This is a genomic window from Nocardioides sp. LMS-CY (assembly GCF_018732145.1).
Taxonomy (GTDB): Bacteria; Actinomycetota; Actinomycetes; order Propionibacteriales; family Nocardioidaceae; genus Nocardioides; species Nocardioides soli.
In genome coordinates this window covers 3,298,905-3,316,442 of record NZ_CP076104.1, presented here as the reverse complement: position 1 = coordinate 3,316,442, position 17,538 = coordinate 3,298,905, and the positions used below count along the sequence as shown (strand labels likewise).

The window sequence follows — 17,538 nt, the reverse complement described above, 5'->3', positions numbered from 1 at the left end:
CGGCATGGTCCGGTCGAGACGAGGCGGATACCGTGGTGCCGGAGCGCTCCCGACGGGTGCCGCACCCGACAGGAGGCCGATGAGCGCCAGCCCGATGCCCGACCTGGTCGGTCGACGCGCCGAGTGCACGGTGCTCGACGACCTGCTCGACGGCCTGCGCGCCGGACAGTCCGCGGTGCGGGTGATCCGCGGGGAGGCCGGCATCGGCAAGTCGGTGCTGCTCGAGTACGTCGCCTCCCGGGCGACTGACGCCGAGGTGACCCGGTCGCGGGGCGTGGAGGCCGACATGGAGCTGGCCTGGGCCGGCCTGCACCAGCTGTGCGCCCCGTTCCTGGGTGCGGTCGACGTCCTGCCAGGTCCCCAGCGCGATGCGCTCCAGGTGGCGTTCGGGATGGCCGCCGGTGACCCTCCGGACCGGTTCCTGGTCGGGCTGGCGGCGCTGACCCTCCTCACTCGAGCCTCCGAAGCCCGACCGGTGCTCGTGCTCGTCGACGATGCCCAGTGGCTCGACCAGATCTCGCGCCAGACGCTGGAGTTCGTGGCCCGACGACTGCTCGCCGAAGCCGTCGCGATCGTGTTCACGGTCCGCGACCCAGAGGGCGAGGGAGCGCTGACCGGTCTCCCCGAGATGCGCATCGGGGGCCTCGACGTGAGGGCGGCCGGTGAGCTGCTCGAGGCGGCCGCGGAGGGGCGCATGGACCCCCGTGTCCGCGACCGCCTCGTCGCCGAGACGCACGGCAATCCGCTGGCCCTGCTCGAACTGTCCCGGGGCCGCACCGCGGCCGAGCTTGCCTACGGTCTCGACGCCACCGAACCGGTCTCGGTCATGACCCGGGTCGAGCAGGACTACCGGCGCCGGCTCGCCGCACTTCCGGACCACACGCGCACCCTGTTGCTCCTCGCCGCCGCGGAGCCGGTGGGCGATGCTCAGCTGCTGATGAGCGCGGCCGACCTCCTCGGCATCAGCCCCGAGGTCGCACCGGCTATGGAGGCGGGGCTGGTCGAGCTCGGCGAGACGCTCCGCTTCCGGCATCCGCTGGCGCGCTCTGCTGTCTACCGCGAGGCCAGCGCCGAGCAGCGCCGATCCGCGCACCGGGCGCTGAGCGAGGTCACGGACCCGGTCCTCGATCCTGACCGACGAGCGTGGCACGCCGCGCAGGCCTCGGACGGTCCGGACGAGGAGGCTGCAGCTGGTCTCGAACAGGCAGCAGACCGTGCGCGCCAACGCGGCGGCCTGGCCGCCGAGGCGGTGCTGCTCGAGCGGGCTGCCGCTCTCACGCCCGATCCGTGGCTGCGTGGCCGCCGGGCGCTCTCCGCGGCCGAAGCCCACTTCTCGGCCGCCGCCCCCCACCAGGCCACGGAGCTGGCCACGCTCGCCGACCTGTGCCCTCTCGACCCCCTCGACCGCGCACGCCTCGCCCGGCTGCGTGGGCGGATGCTGTTCGGACGCAGTCGCAGCGACGAGGCGGCGCCCCTCCTACTCGACGCGGCGGCGCGCTTCGCCGCCGAGGATTCGCCGCTGGCGCGCGAGACATATCTCGAGGCGATCAGCGCCACCGTCTTCGCTGGTCTGGTGCACGGACCGCACGGTGCGCGAGCCGTGGCCGTGGCCGCGCGGTCCTCGGGAGCGCCGTCCTCGCGGTCCGAGGCGTTGGACCTGCTCCTCGACGGTGTCTCCACGCTGCTCGCCGACGGCAACGAGCTGGGCGTCCCGGCCTTGTCGCGAGCGTTCGAGCCGTTCGTCCACGAGGAACTCGCCGGCCGGGACGCGGTGATGCGCTGGCTGTACTCGGTGCCGGTGGCGCTCGAGTCGTTCATCCATCACCGCTGGGATCTGCCCGCCTGGGAGGTGGTGTCCGCCCGCGCGGTCCGCAAGGCGCGTGACATCGGTGCGCTCAGCGTGCTGCCCTCGGCGCTGATCTACGCCGGCGGGGTCCAGGTTCACTACGGTGACTTCGCTGCCGCCGCCCGGATGATCGAGGAGGCCGACGCGATCTCCAGGGCGGCCGGCCAGGCACCGCACCGCTACGCTGCCCTGGTCCTCGCCGCATGGCAGGGCGACGAGGATGCGGCGGCGGGGCTCTTCGAGGAGGCGCGGATCAGCGCCACCGAGCACGGCGAGGTTTCACTGCTCGGGGTGACGAGCTACGTGCAGGGGGTCCTCTACAACGGTCTCACCCGCCACGAGGACGCGCTCGTGGCCGCGCGGGCTGGCATCGAGCACGACGGCTACAACTTCACCGGGCTCTCGCACGTCGAGCACATCGAGGCCGCGGTGCGATGCGGCGAGCTCGCCGAGGCGCGCGAGTCGTATGACCGGCTGGTCCGGCTCACGCGGACCGCCGACACGGGCTGGGCGCGTGGCGTCCAGGCGCGGTGCCTGGCGCTGCTGTCCGACAATGTCGCGGAGGCCGAGCGCCTCTTCGGGATCGCGATCGACGAGCTGAACCTCGACCGGCTGGTGGTGGAGGTGGCCCGCACCCACCTCATCTACGGCGAGTGGCTGCGGCGTGATCGCCGTCGTGCCGACGCGCGCGAGCAGCTGCGCACCGCCCACCGTATGTTCGCAGGCATGGGGTCACAGGCGTTCGCCGAGCGGGCCCGGACCGAGCTGGCCGCCACCGGCGAGCAGGTGCGTGCACGTCACGCCGAGCCGGCCGCGCCACTGACCACCCAGGAGGCGCAGATCGCCGCCCTGGCGGCCGCCGGGATGACGAACCCGCAGATCGCGGCCGAGCTGTTCCTCAGCCCGCACACCGTCGAGTGGCACCTCCGCAAGGTGTACACCAAGTTCGACATCGGGTCGCGACGCGAGCTCGCCGGGGCCCTTGCCGGGGCGTCTCCGGCGACCACCACGTAGTACGCGGTCTTCCGACCACGGTGCGTGGTAGAGACCCCACGTGGTCGCCACGCGCTGACTACGGACTCTCGTGGCGCGAGGCACCGTCCGGTGGATCCACGCTGGAGACATCGCACCGTTCGGGTGTCGTCCACGAAGAGGAGCCATTCTGATGTTCGCCCCAGGCCCGCAGGCCACACCCCACACCGACGCGGACCTCGACGGGGCGCTTGAGGTTTTCCTCGCCGAGCGCACGCGCCTCTTCCGGGTGGCACGACGCGTCACCGGTGACATCGGGAGCGCCGAGGACGTGGTCCAGGAGGCGTGGATGCGGTGGCAGCGGACCGACCGCAGCGCCATCAGCAACCCCGCGGCGTTCCTGACCACGGCCACCACCCATCTCGCGATCAACGTCATCCAGTCCGCGCGCCACCGCCACGAGGCCCCCACGGACTCACCGCTTGCCACCCTGGTGGATGCACAGGACCCGACCCGATTGGCGGAGCGGACCAGCGAGGTCGAGGAGACGCTGCATCTGCTGATGACCAGGCTGCGCCCGGCCGAGCTCGCGGCGTACGTGCTGCGCAAGGGCTTCGACTACCCCTACGGCGAGATCGCCGCCCTGTTGCGCACCAGCGGCGCGAACGCACGCCAACTGGTCCGTCGGGCCCAGCAACACCTCGACGGCGATCGTGAGCAGGAGGTCTCCCCGGGCGCGCACGGCGAGCTGGTCGCCGCCTTCCTGGCGGCCGCGCGCCACGGAGACCTCACGGATCTGGAGCGACTGCTGCAGGGTGCCGCCCGCTGCCCGCAGCGGTCGCCCGGGCTTCGGGTCGCCTGAGCGTCCGTACCCGCGACGAGGCCACAGCCCATCAGGGCGCCCATGAGGCGGCGCGATCGGCACTATCGTGTGGAGTCCGACGCACCAATTGCCGTGATCGAGCCGCCCATGATCGAGCCCTTCTCGCCCGCAGCCCTGTTGGGCCGTGACCGCGAGCTGTCCGAGCTGCTTGCGCTCGTCCGATCGGCTCGCGAGGGTCGGAGCGGCACGGTGGTCGTCACCGGTGCCGCGGGGATCGGCAAGACGGCGCTGCTCGACCGGCTGGTTGGTCTGGTCGGCCAGGGCGTGCGGGTCGTGCGCATGGTCGCTGCTGAGAGCGAGATGGAGCTGACCTACGCCGGCCTTCAGCTGCTGTGCGGATCGCTCATGCCCTCTGCTGGCGATCTCCCGGCGCCGGAGCGTGAGGCGCTGGAGGCGGCGTTCGGGCTGCGCGGCTCCGACCCGCCCAGCCCGCTCGTGCTAAGCCTCGCAGTGCGCGACCTGTTGACGCGCGCGGCCGGTGCCGGCGCGTTGCTCTGCGTCATCGATGACGCCCAGTGGCTCGACGACGTGTCGGCGCGGACGATCGCGTCGGTCGCCCGCAGACTGTCCGTCGAGAAGGTCGCGTTGGTGATGGCCAGTCGCCGGGAGGACCCTCGCTTCGACGACCTTCCCCACCTGGTCGTCGAGGGCCTGGCGGACCACGATGCGCGGGCGCTGCTCCACAGTGCCCTGGCGAGCTCGATCGACGAGCGCGTCGCCGACCAGCTGATCGTCGAGTCGCGCGGGAATCCGCTCGCCCTGCGAGAGCTTCCGCGGTCGCTGAGTCCATCGGAGCTCGCCGGCGGGTTCGCTCTCGCGAGCTCGATCCCGCTCGAGAGCCGCATCGAGCAGAGCCTGCTTGCCCAACTGGAGCCGCTCCCCACACCGACCCGCACGCTCCTGCTGCTCGCTGCTGCCGACCCGACCGGGGACACCGGGCTGTTGTGGCGCGCCGGCGCCATCCTCGGTCTCGCGCCCGAGAACCTGGACCTCGCTCAGCAGGCCGACGCGCTCGTGGTCGCCGGGCGGGTCAGCTTTCGACACCCGCTGATCCGTTCCGCGGTGTACCGATCCGCAACACCGGCCCAACGACGGGCCGTGCACGCCGCGCTGGCCGACGCAACCTACGAGGACCGAGACCCCGACCGACGCGCCTGGCACCGCGCGAGTGCGACGGTCGCGCCGGACGAGGAGGTCGCCGGCGCTCTCGTGCGGTCGGCCGACCGCGCCCGGGCCCGGGGCGGGGTCGCCGCCAGCGCGGCGTTCCTGGAACGGGCGGCCGGGCTCACCCCCGATCAGGACGTGCGCGCCGACCGGGTGCTCGCCGCGGCCGAGGCGAAGCTCGATGCCGGTGCAGCTGCGGACGCCCTCCGTCTCGTCGGCACCACCCGCGACCTGGCGACACCGCTCCAGGAAGCCCTGGCGGGACGTCTGCGGGCGCGTGCCGAGTACGCACTGCGGAGGGATCGGAGCGCACCGCGCCAACTGCTCCGTGCGGCGCAGGCCCTCGAACCGCACGACGCACAGCTGGCCCGGGACACCTACATGCTCGCCCTGACGGTCGCGATCTACGCGAGCCGGCTCGGCGAGGCCGGTGCGATCGAGGAGATCGCGGCAGCGGTCCTGGCGGCGACGGCCGGCGACCGGTCCCCGAGCGCGGGCGACCTCATCCTGCGTGGCCAGGCACTGCTGTGCAGCGAGGGTCCGGCAGCCGCGCGTTCGACGGTGCGGCGGGCAATCAGTGCCTTCCAGACCGAGCCGGTCGGCCCGAGCGACCTGCAACGGATGTGGATCGGCGGCCGCGCCGCGCAGGATGTGTGGGACGCCGACGGACTCCGCACCCTCGCTGAACGGCAGGTGCAGGTGGCTCGGTCGACCGGGGTCCTGACGGTGCTTCCGATGGCGCTCAACCTCCTGATGGTGGTCCGGACCTTCGACGGCGACCTGGACGAGGCCGAGAGGATCTGCGACGAGATCGACGCCATGCTTCTCATCACAGGACACCCACTGCCGCCGTACGGGCGGATCTTCATCGCCGCCTACCGCGGTCGAGTGGAGGAGGTCGAGCGCCGAGCTGCCGAGCTCCGCACCGACGCGCATGCACGAGGAGAGGGCTATGCCCTCACCGTGGCGAACATGGCCGAGGCACTCGTCTACAACGGCGCCGGCCGCTACGAAGAGGCGCTCGCATCTGCCCGGGGCGAGCTCCCCTATGCCCACGAGCTCGGCCACGCGATGCGCACACTGCTCGAACTCATCGAGGCGGCGTCCCGAACCGGGGAGGGGACGCTGGCGGAGGAGGCGCTCGAGCAGCTTTCGCGAGTGACGCCTCCCGCGGGCGAGAGCGACTGGGCCGACGCCTTCATGTCGCTGGCGCAGGCGCAACTGCGCGAAGGCGCCGAGGCGGAGAGGCTCTACCGCCAGGCGATCGAGTTCTTCGACCGCATCCGTGTCCCGATGCTCCGGGGCCGCAGCCAACTGTTGTACGGCGAGATGCTGCGCCGGCAAGGGCGTCGGGTCGCCGCGCGTGAGCAGCTCCGCGCGGCGGTCGACGTGCTGACGGCCTGCGGAATGGCGGGGTTCGCCGACCGGGCGCAGCGGGAGCTGAAGGCGACGGGGGAGAAGGTGCGCGCGCGGAGCGCGACCACGTCCGACGCGCTCACCGAGCAGGAGCTCAACGTCGCCCGCCTGGCCCGCGAGGGTCTGACCAACCGCGAGATCGGCGCTCGACTCTTCATCAGCGCGCACACCGTCGACTGGCACCTGCGGAAGGTGTTCACCAAGCTCGCCATCAAGTCAAGGAACGAGCTGCACGTGGCGCTGCCCGAGCCTCAGTAGGGCTCGGCGAGCCCCGCTGCCATGAGCACCGCGCGTGCGAACGCCTCCGGCGCCTCCTGGGGCAGGTTGTGGCCGGCACGAGGCACCCGCTCGTGGCGCCGCGGCCCGATGAAGACGTCCGTGTCTGGGACACCGACCGACACCGGGAAGTTCCCGTCCGCCTCCCCCTCGAGAGTCACGGTCGGGACGACGATCGAGGGCTGGAGCGCGAGCGCGCCCTCGAGCTCGTCATACCGCGGATCGCCCGGAGCGTGCCCAAGCCGGTGCCGGTAGGAGTGCAGCACGACGTCGACGTAGTCCGGGTTCGTGAACGCCTCGGCGGCACGGTCCAGCGTCTCCCGTTCGAAGTCCCACTCCGGGGAGTTCCGGCGCCAGATGACCTCGGCGATCTCCCGCCGGTGTGCGGCCAGCCCTGCTCGGCCACGCTCGGTGAGAAAGTAGTAGAAGTACCAGAACCCGGCCTCGAGGTCGGGCCGGATCGGTCGGCCCGACGCGGCGATGTCCTGGATCAGGTAACCGTTGACACTGACCAGCCCGGTGACCCTCTCGGGCCGCAGGGCCGCGACCACGCACGCGGCCCGCCCGCCCCAGTCGTAGCCGGCGAGGACGGCCTCGGGGATGTCGAGCGAGTCGAGCAGATCGAGCACGTCGGCACCGAGGGCCGCCTGCTGCCCGGACCGAGGCGTCTCGCCGTCGAGGAAGCGCGTGGGGCCGTGGCCGCGAAGGTGGGGCACGATCGTGCGGAATCCCAGCCCGGCCAGCCGTGGCGCGACCTCGACGTAGCTGTGCACGTCGTAGGGGTAGCCGTGCAGCAGCACGACCGGTCGCCCGGACGCAGGTCCGATCTCGGCGTACGCGACGTCGAGGACCGGGGTGCGGGCGTGCTTCAGGGGTGTCATCGCGTGCCGTCCTGTCACGGGGCCGACGTGGGTGCGGTCATCAACTGACGACCGAACGTCGACCGCGCGCGTGACAGAAGCCCGCGCTCCAAGCCGAAGGAGTGCCGATGCACGAGACCACGAACAACCGGCCCGACCCCAGCTCACGTGCCACGAGCGACCGCGGGGTCCTCGCCGCGATCCGAGCCGACGTCGAGACGGAACTCGCCCACCTCGAGGCGAGCGCAGACCTCCCGAACGACGACGAGCCCGGCCGAGAGCTTCTCGCGACCCGGCTCCGCAGCCTTCGCGACGCTACGTCCTCGCTTGAGGGATCGCGCCGCGACCGATGAGCCGCCGACCTGTCACGGCACCCGTCGCCGTCCGGTCGAATCGATCGACACCCCGAGGCACAGGAGGCTTCGATGAGCACCCCCGAGCGCCGCGCCGGCAACGCGGCCCTGACTGCCCAGCTCCAGCAAGCAGCAAACGAAGACCGCGACGACATCATCGACGCGCTCGTGCTGGCCAACCTCGATATCGCACGCTCCGTCGCGCGGCGCTACACGGGAAGATCTGGGTTCGGCGCCGACCTTGAGCAGGTCGCCGCGCTCGCCCTCGTGCGCGCCGTCCACGACTTCGACCCCGAGCGCGGCCACGAGTTCCTCACCTACGCGATTCCGTGCGTCACGGGAGCGGTCAAGCACTACTTCCGCGATTCGGCCTGGGTGGTGCGGCCCCCACGCGACGTGCAGCAGCGGCACCTGGTCGACGACGGCACCGCCGAACACGTCGACGACGGGGTCCAGGTCGAGAGCTGCTTCCGCCCGTGGAGCCTGGACGCCCCGATGCCCGGTGACGACACTCCACTGGGGGCGATGCTCGCAGACGAACGGGATCGACCCTGGGAGCACGCCGACGACCGGACGTGGTGCTGGCAGCACCTTCGCAGCCTCCCGCCGCGAGCACAGCGGATCATTCAACTGCGGTTCTTCGAGGACCGCACGCAGCAGGAGATCGCCGACGAGCTGGGAGTCTCCCAGGTCCACGTGTCCCGGCTGCTCTCTCGGCACCTGGCTGAGCTGCGCGAGCAGATGGTAGAGGCAGCATGAGGACCCGGGGTGGCGTACCGATGCTCAGCGATTGGGAGAGGCAGGAGCTCGCGGGAATCGAGCGGGGGCTCAGCTCGGACTCCGCGCTCGTCCGCAGACTGGCGGGGCCGACTCGCCGCGAACGGCGCTGGTGCAGACTCGAGCGCCGGTTCTACCCGCTCGGATTCCTGCTCTGCGCGGTCGTGTACATGCTCATGGCGCTGGGCAGGGGCCAACTGCCACTCGTGCTCGAATCCGCTGCCGTCGGTCTCGCCGTCTGGGTCGTGCTCGAAGCCAGGGCCGTTGGCATAGGTGAGTTCATCGGTGCCGGCCTGCAAGGAATGGGGAGGTGGCTCCATGGGTGATCATCACTCCACCCTGGCGACTCCGTTCGCTGGCCGCGCGACCGCGGACGAAGTCCTCGCCGGCGTCGACCTCACAGGCCGATCCGTGCTTGTCACCGGTGGCGGATCGGGTCTCGGCCTGGAGACGGCACGCGCCCTTGCCCGCGCCGGTGCAGACGTCACCGCCGCAGTACGCCGACCCGGAAGGTCCACCGAGGCCGTCGATGGTGTCCGACAGCTGCCGTTGGATCTCGCCGATCTCGCGTCGGTCCAACGACTCGCCGACGAGTGGGACCGCCGGCTAGACGTGCTGGTCGCCAACGCCGGCATCATGGCCATCCCAACCCGCCAGGTCACTCCGCAAGGCTGGGAGTTGCAACTCGCCACGAACTATCTCGGCCACTTCGCCCTGGCTCTCGGTTTGCGACGCGCCCTTGCCGACGCGGCTGCTGATCGAGGGGAGGCGCGATTGGTGGTGGTCAGCTCCGGGGCTCACCGCACGGCCCCACTGGACGTCGATGACCCCCAGTTCGAACACCGCCCATACGGCCGTTGGGCCGCCTATGGCCAGTCCAAGACCGCCGATGTCCTCTTCGTCGTTGAGGCCGCCCGGAAGTGGGCGGCCGAAGGGATTAGCGCTAACGCTCTCAATCCCGGCTTCATCAACACCGGGCTGCAGCGACACGTGGACGACGACACCATGCGCGCCCTCGGCGCGATGGACGAGGACGGCAACCTCGTCGAGGCCGACTACTACAAGACGCCGGCTCAAGGCGCGTCCACCTCCGCACTGCTCGCGGGTTCGCCATTGGTCGCCGGGGTCACTGGTCGCTACTTCGAGGACAACCAGGAGGCGGCCGTCGTCGCGGAGGGGGACCATGGCGTTGCTCCGCACGCACTTGACGAGGCCACCGCGGCTTGGTTGTGGCAATACGCCTCACGGAGTCTTCGTTGATTTAGCAACGGGCGGTCGAGCTCGTGCCCGACCGTGACATACCCCGACGACATGGACGCCCCACACCGCGGAGGGCCTGTTCCGGCCAGGCGTCCAACCCGACAACGGGCGAGAGCGAGTTCGAGCTGTTCTCGTACTACAGGTCGTAGTAGAGCTCGAACTCGTGCGGGTGCGGGCGCAGCTGGACCGGGGCGATCTCGTGGGTGCGCTTGTAGTCGATCCAGGTCTCGATCAGGTCGGGGGTGAAGACGTTGCCGACGGTGAGGAAGTCGTGGTCGGCCTCGAGGGCGTCGAGGACGGCGTCCAGCGAGGTCGGGACCTGGTTGATCTCGGCCATCTCGTCCGGCGGGAGCTCGTAGATGTCCTTGTCGATCGGGGCGGGCGGCTCGATCTTGTTCTTGATGCCGTCGACGCCGGCGAGCATCAGGGCGGAGAACGCCAGGTACGGGTTGGCCGACGGGTCGGGGAAGCGGGCCTCGACGCGCTTGGCCTTCGGGTTCGCACCGGTGATCGGGATCCGGATCGAGGCGGAGCGGTTGCGCGAGGAGTACACCAGCGAGATCGGGGCCTCGTAGCCCGGCACCAGGCGGTGGTAGGAGTTCACGGTCGGGTTGGTGAACGCGAGCAGCGCCGCGGCGTGCTCGAGGATGCCGCCGATGTACCAGCGGGCCAGGTCGGAGAGGCCGCCGTACCCGGTCTCGTCGTAGAACAGCGGCTCGCCGTCCTTCCACAGCGACTGGTGCACGTGCATGCCCGAGCCGTTGTCGCCGAAGATCGGCTTCGGCATGAAGGTGACCGACTTGCCGGCCTCCCAGGCGGTGTTCTTGATGAGGTACTTGAACTTCATCACGTCGTCGGCGGAGCGCAGCAGCGTGTCGAAGCGGTAGTTGATCTCCGCCTGCCCCGCGGTGCCGACCTCGTGGTGGGCGCGCTCGACGAGGAGGCCGCAGGCCTCGAGGTTCTTCACCATGTCGTCGCGCAGGTCGCCGTAGTGGTCGTACGGCGCGACCGGGAAGTAGCCGCCCTTGAAGCGGGTCTTGTAACCGCGGTTGTCGCCCTCCTTGCCGGAGTTCCACCAGCCCTCGACGGAGTCGATGTGGTAGTAGCCCTCGTTGGCGGTGGTGGAGTAGCGGACGTTGTCGAAGATGTAGAACTCCGCCTCGGGGGCGAAGAACGCCGTGTCCGCGATGCCCGTGGTCGACAGGTAGGCCAGCGCCTTGCGCGCGATGTTGCGCGGGTCGCGCGAGTAGGCCTCGCCGGTGATCGGGTCGTGGATGAAGAAGCTCAGGTTGAGCGTCTTGGCCGCGCGGAAGGGGTCGACGTACGCCGTGGACGGGTCCGGGAACAGCGCCATGTCCGACTCGTTGATCGCCTGGAAGCCCCGGATCGACGAGCCGTCGAAGGCCAGGCCGCTCTCGAAGACGGACTCGTCGAACGACGACACCGGGACGGTGAAGTGCTGCTCGATACCGGGCAGGTCGACGAAGCGCACGTCGACCATCTCGACGCCGTCGTCCTTGATGAACTTGAGCAGCTCGTCGCTGTTCTGGAACATTCGTCCTCCTTGGCTGCGCGCGGGTCGGCAGCCGGCAAGTGTGCGAGCAAGACCTCCGCAGCGTCGCTGCCGCGGGCGGAATGTCCGCAACGTATGCACACGCAGTTTCTCGACCGTATCTGGTTTGTTTCCGGCGTGTAACAGATGCCCGGTGGGCGGTCACGGAGCCGGGCCGCCTACGCTGGCGCCCGTGTCCGCCCCGGTCGTGCTGCCCTACGAGACCGCCTCCTGGGGACGCCGCGCCCTCGCCCTGCTGGTCGACTGGTTCGCCTGCATGGCGGTCGTCAGCCTGTTCTCGCCGGTCCTCGGTACGCCGGGCGGGCCGGGCGGCTTCTACACGCTGCTGCTCTTCGTGGTGGAGTCGGCGGTGCTCACCTGCACCGTCGGCGGGTCCTTCGGCAAGTTGCTCACCCGGCTGCGGACGGTCCGCGTCGACGGCGGCGGGCACCTCGACCCGCTGCGCTCGCTGGCCCGGGCGATCCTGGTGGCGCTGGTGATCCCGCCGCTGGTCTTCCGGCCCGACCGCCGCGGTCTGCACGACCTCGCGGCCGGCACGGCGACCGTCACCCTGCAGGTCGCGCTCAGCCGCCGGGGGCAATAGTCCGGGTGGAGGTTTCGGCGCTTGGTGCCGGGAGGGATGCTGGACGCATCCATCACCTGTCGGAAAGGCCCGTTGTGACCGTCTCGATCACTGCCCGTCGTACTCTCGCCGCCGCCGCACTGACGCCGCTGCTGCTCACCGGCTTCGCCGCGTGCGGCGACGACTCAGGCGACTCCGGTGGCTCCGGCTCCAACTCCGCCGCCGGCGCGCCCGCGGCCGGGTCGGCCGTCCTCGCGGGCCTGCAGAAGGGCGAGGAGGTCTCGCCCGAGGAGTTCGTGGGCACGGTCTCCGACGGGCTCGAGGACTCCACGACCGCGCACATGGAGATGAAGATGTCCATGGGCGACCAGGTGTCCACCACGGCCGAGGGGGACCTCGACTACACGACCAAGCCGCCGTCGCTGTCGATGTCGATGGAGGTGCCGCAGGCCGGCGACATGGAGATGGTGCTGGTCGACAACGTCATGTACCTCAAGGCCGGTGCGATGAGCGGCGACAAGTTCTGGAAGCTCGACCTGGCCGACCCCGACAGCCCGTTCGGGGAGATGGGGCTGGACAAGATGCTCGAGCAGTCCGACCCGATCGGGGCGCTCGAGTCCATGAAGGACGGCATCGACACGGTCACCTTCGAGGGCACCGAGGACGTCGACGGCCGCGAGCTCGACCACTACGTGCTCACCATCGACATGTTGAGCGTCATGGACTCCTACGGCGCCGACCTGCCGAGCGACGCGGCGGACGGCATGCCCGACTCGATCACCTACGACCTGTGGCTCGACGACCAGGACCGGTTCGCCCAGATGCAGATGGAGGTGCCGGTGATGGACAAGAGCATGGAGATGGAGATGTCCCTGGACGACTGGGGTCAGGACGTCTCGATCGAGGCGCCGCCGGCCGACCAGGTCACCGACATGCCAGACCTGGGCAGCATGATGGGCGGTACGTCGAGCGGGAGCGCCTCCGGCCAGAGCTGACCGGAGTTGGTCTGCTGCGCGATGCGCGGGCGGGTCACCGCCCGCGCATCTGCGAGCGCATGCCCTTCATGTTGGTCGGGACCGGCCCCTTGGGCAGCGGGATGTTCGACCGGTTGGCGTCGAGCGCCCGGATCCGGTAGAGCACGTCGGTCATCTCGGCGGGCTTCACCTTGCGGCCGAGCTTCTGCACGTGCCGCGCGAGCTTCGGCAGTGGCACCTCGCCCTCGCCGTTGCCGCAGATGACCTCGTGGATCGGCACGTCGGCGGCGACGCGCTCGTGCTTGCGGCGCTCGCTGAGCATCAGCTGGCGCAGCCGGTTGGGGTTGCCCTCGCCGACGAGCACGATGCCCGGAGGGCCGACCACCCGGTGCACGACGTCCTGCTGCTTGGTGAAGCCGATCACCGGGTCGGTCTTCCAGCTGCGCCCGCGCAGCATCCGCAGCGCGGCCGCGGCCGCTCCGGGCTGGCCCTCCATCTGGGCGTACGCCGCCCGCTGGGCGCGGCGGCCGAAGACGATCATCGCGAGCAGGGTGCCGAGTAGCACCGCCCCGACGGCCGTGATGATGATGCCGAGGACGCCGTCGGTCGGCAGCAGCAGCCAGAACACGGTGAAGCCGACGGCGGCGCCGAGCAGGAACGAGCCGAGGACCCACAGCCCGAGACGCGGGTCGGACTTCTTGGCCATCCGGTAGGTCTCGACGAACTGGGCGCGCCGGCTCATCTTGTCCGGGTCGACGGGCTTCGGTTCCTTCGCCATCTTCTGCGGTGCCTCGCTCTTGGGATGTGGATCAGGCGGTCGGGGCGCCCGCGCGGGCGTCCATCGCCTGACGGTACAGCCGACCGGCGCGGTAGGACGAACGCACGAGCGGTCCGGAGAGGGCGCCGGCGAAGCCGATCTCCATCGCCTCGGCCTGGAGCTCGACGAACTCCTCGGGCCGGACCCAGCGCTCGACCGGGTGGTGGCGCACCGAGGGGCGGAGGTACTGGGTGATCGTGACCAGGTCGCAGCCGGCGTCGTGCAGATCGCGCAGCGCCTGGGAGACCTCCTCGCGGGTCTCGCCCATGCCGAGGATCAGGTTCGACTTGGTGACCAGCCCGAACTCGCGGGCCCGGGTCAGCACGTCGAGCGACCGGTCGTAGCGGAACGCGGGCCGGATCCGCTTGAAGATCCGCGGCACGGTCTCGACGTTGTGGGCCAGCACCTCGGGCCGCGACTCGAACACCTCGGCCAGCAGGTCGGGCTTGCCGTTGAAGTCGGGGATCAGGTTCTCCACGCCCGTGTCGGGGTTCAGGTCGTGGATCGCCCGCACGGTCTCGGCGTACAGCCACGCACCGCCGTCGGGGAGGTCGTCGCGGGCGACGCCGGTGATCGTGGCGTAGCGCAGCCCCATGGTCTGCACAGACTCGGCGACGCGACGCGGCTCGTCGCGGTCCAGCGGCTGCGGCCTGCCGGTGTCGATCTGGCAGAAGTCGCACCGCCGGGTGCACTGGTCGCCGCCGATGAGGAACGTCGCCTCGCGGTCTTCCCAGCACTCGAAGATGTTCGGGCAGCCCGCCTCCTGGCAGACCGTGTGCAGTCCCTCGGACTTCACCAGACTCTGCAGGTGCTGGTATTCGGGACCCATCTTCGCCCGGGTCTTGATCCACTCCGGCTTGCGCTCGATCGGGGTCTCCGCGTTGCGGACCTCGAGGCGCAGCAGCTTGCGTCCCTCTGGTGCTGGAGCTTGCGTCACGTGGACCAACTGTACGCGCGCGGGCCAGCGTCCCGGGCGCCGGTCCGGGCGGGGTGCACTTGCATGATGCGTAACCAAATGGTTACCTGTTTGGCATGGATGCGTTCGCCGCGTTGGGGGACCCGGTTCGTCGCGGCCTGCTCGCGGACCTCGCGGCCGCACCGGCCCGGGTGGTCGACCTCGCGGAGACACGGTCGATCTCGCGGCCGGCGGTGAGCAAGCACCTGCGGCTGCTCGCGGAGGCGGGCCTGGTCTCCGTCGAGTCGCGCGGACGCGAGCGGCACTACCGGCTGCGTCGCGACGGGCTCGCGCCCCTCACGACGTACGTCGAGGGCCTGATCCGCACCGGTCCGCTGACCGACAACGCCCTCGACGCGCTGGAGACCGAGGTACGGCGTACCTCCCGGGAGCGGCGACGCGAAGCCGCCGCCACCGACCCGACCACCGACACCGAGGAGACGGCATGACCACGACACCCACGGGCCGCATCGAGGTCGTCGACGGTGAGCATCGGCTCGTCATCGTGCGCGAGCTGCGCGCGCCGATCGAGGACGTCTGGGCGGCGGTGACCGAGTCCGAGCGCCTCGCCCGCTGGATCGGGACGTTCACGGGCGACCCGGCGAGCGGCCTGGTGCGCTTCCGGATGACGGTCGAGGAGGGCGCGCCGGAGGACGACATGGAGATCCGCGAGTGCGACCCGCCCCACCGGCTCGCGGTCACCGCGCGGTCGGGCGACGAGGCCTGGCGCCTCGAGCTCGACCTCGTCGAGCGGGGCGGCCTCACGGTCCTGACCTTCACCCAGCCCGGGATCGCCCCGGCGTCGGTCGACAGCGTGGGTCCGGGCTGGGAGTACTACCTCGACCGGCTCGTCGCGGCCGAGGCCGGCGACGACCCCGGGGACCTCGACTTCGGCCGGGACTACTACCCGGCGATGGCCGACCACTATCGCACCGAGGCCTAGGGAACGTCGCGGCGCCGGAAGGACGCCACCGACGCGCCCGCCGTGGCCACGAGCGGGACGCCGTAGTAGCCGATGCCCTCCCAGGCCGAGAGGTCGCGCCGCTGGTCGCACTCCGAGCCGGGCGCGGGCTCCCGCTCCGCCCGGTCGCCGATGAAGCACGACTCGGGCACCTCGACCCAGTACGTCGTGCCGTTGTCGACGATCGCGGCGATGTTGAGGTCCGGCTGCCACCGACCGCTCAGGCCGACGACCGCGATGACGATCCCACCGGCCACCGAGACTCCGAACAGCACGCCGACGGTCGCGACCGTGCTGCGGAGCAGCATCGTGAGGGCGTAGCCGCCCAGCGCCGCCGCGGCCGCGAAGAGCGCGCCGCGGAGCCCGTAGGCCAGCGAGTCGGTGAGCGCGCCGTCGAGGGTCGGCAGGTCGCGGACCTGCATGGCCGCCCAGATCGTCAGCCAGTACACCGCGCTCACCAGCGCTGCGAGCACGAGCGAGACGAGCGTGACCGCGAGCGCCTTGGCCGCCCAGACCCGGCCGCGGCGCGACTCGAAGAGCAGCTGGTTGCTCATCGACCCGCTGTTCCAGTCGTGGCCGACGAACGTCGTCCCGGCCAGCAGCAGGAGGGTGGTGAGCACCGCGACGACGCCGATGCCGGAGCCGCCGCGCTCGCCGGCCATGCTGAGCGGCTCGCGCCCGGTGTACCAGCCGACGATGGTGGTCTCACACTGCGTCTGCGCCGCGGCTCGAGGTACGCCGTACCGGCGGGGGTGGTCGAGGCACTGCTGGATCTCCGAGGACGCCATCTCGGTCGCGCGGTCGAGGTCGGCCTGGGAGACCGGCCGGGTGGCCCAGATCCGGCTGGCGGCGATCACCGCCGGCACCACGATCGCGAGCAGGAGCAGCACCAGGATGGCGCGTCGCCAGCGGAACCGGGTGAGCTCGACGCCCAGCAGCCGCCGCATCAGGCGGCCCCGCCCAGCTGGTCGCCGGCGGTGAGCTCGAGGAACACGGTCTCGAGGTCGGGCCGCACCGGGGTGAGCTCGCAGAGCCAGACCCCGGCGTTGCCCAGCGCCTCGGTGACGGCCGCCGGGCGGTCGGTCTCGACGAGCAGGTCGGGTCCGTCGCGAAGCGTGAAGCCGGCGCCGTCCAGCACTGCGCGGGCGGCCGCCGGATCCGGCACGCCGACCCGGTACGCCGTACTCGTGCCCAACAGGTCCTCGACCCGCCCGGAGGCCAGCAGCCGGCCGTTGCCGATGATCGTCGCCGAGGTGCACACCTGCTGCACCTCGGCGAGGATGTGCGAGCTGAGCAGCACGGTCACGCCGGACTCGCCGAGCTGTCGGATCGTGTCGCGGATCTCCCGGATGCCGGCCGGGTCGAGCCCGTTCGTCGGCTCGTCGAGGATCAGGAGGGCGGGCCGCTTGAGCAGCGTCGCCGCGATCGCGAGCCGCTGCTTCATGCCGAGGGAGTAGGACTTGTAGCGGTCGCCGTCCCGGCCGGTGAGGCCCACCGTCGCGACGGCCTCCTCGACCCGGTCGGCGGAGGCGCCGATGGTGCGCGCGAGCAGGGTGAGGTTCTGGCGGCCGGTGAAGTGGGGCGCGAACTTCGGGTTCTCCACGACCGCGCCGATCCGGTCGATGACGGCCGGGAGCCGCCGGGGCACGGGCTCGCCGAAGAGCCGCATCGTGCCGGCGGTCGCGTGGGCGAGCCCGAGCAGCATCCGGATCGTGGTGGTCTTGCCCGAGCCGTTGGGGCCGAGGAACCCGTGCACCCCGCCGGCCGGCACGGCCAGGTCGAGGTCGTGCACGGCGATCCGGACGCCGCGGCGGGAGCGGAACTCCTTGCGCAGCCCGCTGGTCTCGATGACGAGGTCGCTCACGGCCCCGATCCCAGCATGGCGGCCG

General features: G+C 71.1%; 17 protein-coding genes. 11 read left to right on the top strand and 6 right to left on the bottom strand.

What is annotated here, in order from left to right:
* The first annotated feature begins 79 nt into the window (after window positions 1-79).
* The 3 genes from KM427_RS15840 (at window position 80) to KM427_RS15830 (ending at window position 6,539) form a co-directional block, all read left to right on the top strand.
* Window positions 80-2,860, top strand: a complete 2,781-nt coding sequence (locus tag KM427_RS15840) for a helix-turn-helix transcriptional regulator (RefSeq protein ID WP_215524494.1) — start codon at window positions 80-82, stop codon at window positions 2,858-2,860.
* 151 nt (window positions 2,861-3,011) lie between these two features.
* Window positions 3,012-3,680, top strand: a complete 669-nt coding sequence (locus KM427_RS15835; protein WP_215524493.1) for a sigma-70 family RNA polymerase sigma factor — start codon at window positions 3,012-3,014, stop codon at window positions 3,678-3,680.
* A 108-nt stretch (window positions 3,681-3,788) separates the two neighbouring features.
* Window positions 3,789-6,539, top strand: a complete 2,751-nt coding sequence (locus KM427_RS15830) for an ATP-binding protein (protein WP_215524492.1) — start codon at window positions 3,789-3,791, stop codon at window positions 6,537-6,539.
* On the opposite strand, the gene KM427_RS15825 is transcribed toward KM427_RS15830, so the two are convergent.
* On the bottom strand, window positions 6,533-7,438 hold the full coding sequence (locus tag KM427_RS15825; protein WP_215524491.1) for an alpha/beta fold hydrolase: 906 nt from the start codon (window positions 7,436-7,438) through the stop codon (window positions 6,533-6,535). The two genes, KM427_RS15830 and KM427_RS15825, sit on opposite strands and share 7 nt — an antisense overlap.
* Before the next feature lie 107 nt (window positions 7,439-7,545).
* On the opposite strand from KM427_RS15825, the gene KM427_RS15820 reads away from it, so the two are divergent.
* From KM427_RS15820 to KM427_RS15805, 4 genes are all read left to right on the top strand, one after another.
* Complete coding sequence (locus KM427_RS15820; protein WP_215524490.1) at window positions 7,546-7,770, top strand: hypothetical protein; 225 nt, start codon at window positions 7,546-7,548, stop codon at window positions 7,768-7,770.
* A 72-nt stretch (window positions 7,771-7,842) separates the two neighbouring features.
* Window positions 7,843-8,529 carry a sigma-70 family RNA polymerase sigma factor gene (locus tag KM427_RS15815; protein ID WP_215524489.1) on the top strand — a complete coding sequence of 229 codons (687 nt, stop codon included), beginning with the start codon at window positions 7,843-7,845 and terminating at the stop codon, window positions 8,527-8,529.
* A gap of 20 nt (window positions 8,530-8,549) precedes the next feature.
* Entirely contained in the window at window positions 8,550-8,873 is a 324-nt protein-coding gene (locus KM427_RS15810; protein WP_215524488.1) for a DUF3040 domain-containing protein, read from the top strand.
* The gene (locus KM427_RS15805) at window positions 8,866-9,807 is read left to right on the top strand and encodes an SDR family NAD(P)-dependent oxidoreductase (RefSeq protein ID WP_215524487.1); all 942 of its coding nucleotides are present in this window, start codon (window positions 8,866-8,868) and stop codon (window positions 9,805-9,807) included. Before KM427_RS15810 ends, KM427_RS15805 begins: the two co-directional genes overlap by 8 nt.
* A gap of 136 nt (window positions 9,808-9,943) precedes the next feature.
* Here the strand turns inward: KM427_RS15805 and glnA are convergent, their stop codons facing one another.
* On the bottom strand, window positions 9,944-11,362 hold the full coding sequence (gene glnA, locus KM427_RS15800; RefSeq protein ID WP_215524486.1) for a type I glutamate--ammonia ligase: 1,419 nt from the start codon (window positions 11,360-11,362) through the stop codon (window positions 9,944-9,946).
* Window positions 11,363-11,552: 190 nt separating this feature from the next.
* On the opposite strand from glnA, the gene KM427_RS25560 reads away from it, so the two are divergent.
* Both KM427_RS25560 and KM427_RS15790 read left to right on the top strand, forming a co-directional pair.
* A complete protein-coding gene (locus KM427_RS25560) occupies window positions 11,553-11,963 on the top strand; it encodes an RDD family protein (protein WP_252274555.1) in 411 nt (136 codons plus the stop codon).
* 74 nt (window positions 11,964-12,037) lie between these two features.
* Window positions 12,038-12,937 carry an SCO4651 family lipoprotein gene (locus KM427_RS15790; protein WP_215524484.1) on the top strand — a complete coding sequence of 300 codons (900 nt, stop codon included), beginning with the start codon at window positions 12,038-12,040 and terminating at the stop codon, window positions 12,935-12,937.
* Window positions 12,938-12,971: 34 nt separating this feature from the next.
* Here KM427_RS15790 and KM427_RS15785 read toward each other — a convergent pair whose 3' ends face one another.
* Together KM427_RS15785 and lipA are read right to left on the bottom strand one after the other, a co-directional pair.
* The gene (locus tag KM427_RS15785; RefSeq protein WP_183594132.1) at window positions 12,972-13,694 is read right to left on the bottom strand and encodes a DUF4191 domain-containing protein; all 723 of its coding nucleotides are present in this window, start codon (window positions 13,692-13,694) and stop codon (window positions 12,972-12,974) included.
* 31 nt (window positions 13,695-13,725) lie between these two features.
* Window positions 13,726-14,670 carry a lipoyl synthase gene (gene lipA / locus KM427_RS15780; protein WP_183594133.1) on the bottom strand — a complete coding sequence of 315 codons (945 nt, stop codon included), beginning with the start codon at window positions 14,668-14,670 and terminating at the stop codon, window positions 13,726-13,728.
* Between the two features lie 95 nt (window positions 14,671-14,765).
* Between lipA and KM427_RS15775 the strand changes: the two genes are divergently transcribed.
* Together KM427_RS15775 and KM427_RS15770 are read left to right on the top strand one after the other, a co-directional pair.
* A complete protein-coding gene (locus KM427_RS15775; protein ID WP_215524483.1) occupies window positions 14,766-15,137 on the top strand; it encodes an ArsR/SmtB family transcription factor in 372 nt (123 codons plus the stop codon).
* Entirely contained in the window at window positions 15,134-15,631 is a 498-nt protein-coding gene (locus KM427_RS15770; RefSeq protein ID WP_215524482.1) for an SRPBCC family protein, read from the top strand. Before KM427_RS15775 ends, KM427_RS15770 begins: the two co-directional genes overlap by 4 nt.
* Here KM427_RS15770 and KM427_RS15765 read toward each other — a convergent pair.
* Together KM427_RS15765 and KM427_RS15760 are read right to left on the bottom strand one after the other, a co-directional pair.
* Window positions 15,628-16,596 carry an ABC transporter permease subunit gene (locus KM427_RS15765; protein ID WP_215524481.1) on the bottom strand — a complete coding sequence of 323 codons (969 nt, stop codon included), beginning with the start codon at window positions 16,594-16,596 and terminating at the stop codon, window positions 15,628-15,630. The genes KM427_RS15770 and KM427_RS15765 overlap by 4 nt on opposite strands.
* Window positions 16,596-17,513, bottom strand: a complete 918-nt coding sequence (locus tag KM427_RS15760; RefSeq protein WP_215524480.1) for an ABC transporter ATP-binding protein — start codon at window positions 17,511-17,513, stop codon at window positions 16,596-16,598. Before KM427_RS15760 ends, KM427_RS15765 begins: the two co-directional genes overlap by 1 nt.
* Window positions 17,514-17,538 lie beyond the last annotated feature (25 nt).

Coding starts and splice junctions, on each gene's coding strand:
- glnA (WP_215524486.1), bottom strand. CDS start 11,362: ATGTTCCAGAACAGCGACGAGCTGCTCAAGTTCATCAAGGACGACGGC.
- KM427_RS15825 (WP_215524491.1), bottom strand. CDS start 7,438: ATGACACCCCTGAAGCACGCCCGCACCCCGGTCCTCGACGTCGCGTAC.
- KM427_RS15830 (WP_215524492.1), top strand. CDS start 3,789: ATGATCGAGCCCTTCTCGCCCGCAGCCCTGTTGGGCCGTGACCGCGAG.
- KM427_RS15805 (WP_215524487.1), top strand. CDS start 8,866: ATGGGTGATCATCACTCCACCCTGGCGACTCCGTTCGCTGGCCGCGCG.
- KM427_RS15840 (WP_215524494.1), top strand. CDS start 80: ATGAGCGCCAGCCCGATGCCCGACCTGGTCGGTCGACGCGCCGAGTGC.
- KM427_RS15835 (WP_215524493.1), top strand. CDS start 3,012: ATGTTCGCCCCAGGCCCGCAGGCCACACCCCACACCGACGCGGACCTC.
- KM427_RS15765 (WP_215524481.1), bottom strand. CDS start 16,596: ATGCGGCGGCTGCTGGGCGTCGAGCTCACCCGGTTCCGCTGGCGACGC.
- KM427_RS15820 (WP_215524490.1), top strand. CDS start 7,546: ATGCACGAGACCACGAACAACCGGCCCGACCCCAGCTCACGTGCCACG.
- KM427_RS15810 (WP_215524488.1), top strand. CDS start 8,550: ATGCTCAGCGATTGGGAGAGGCAGGAGCTCGCGGGAATCGAGCGGGGG.
- KM427_RS15775 (WP_215524483.1), top strand. CDS start 14,766: ATGGATGCGTTCGCCGCGTTGGGGGACCCGGTTCGTCGCGGCCTGCTC.
- KM427_RS15785 (WP_183594132.1), bottom strand. CDS start 13,694: ATGGCGAAGGAACCGAAGCCCGTCGACCCGGACAAGATGAGCCGGCGC.
- KM427_RS15770 (WP_215524482.1), top strand. CDS start 15,134: ATGACCACGACACCCACGGGCCGCATCGAGGTCGTCGACGGTGAGCAT.
- KM427_RS15815 (WP_215524489.1), top strand. CDS start 7,843: ATGAGCACCCCCGAGCGCCGCGCCGGCAACGCGGCCCTGACTGCCCAG.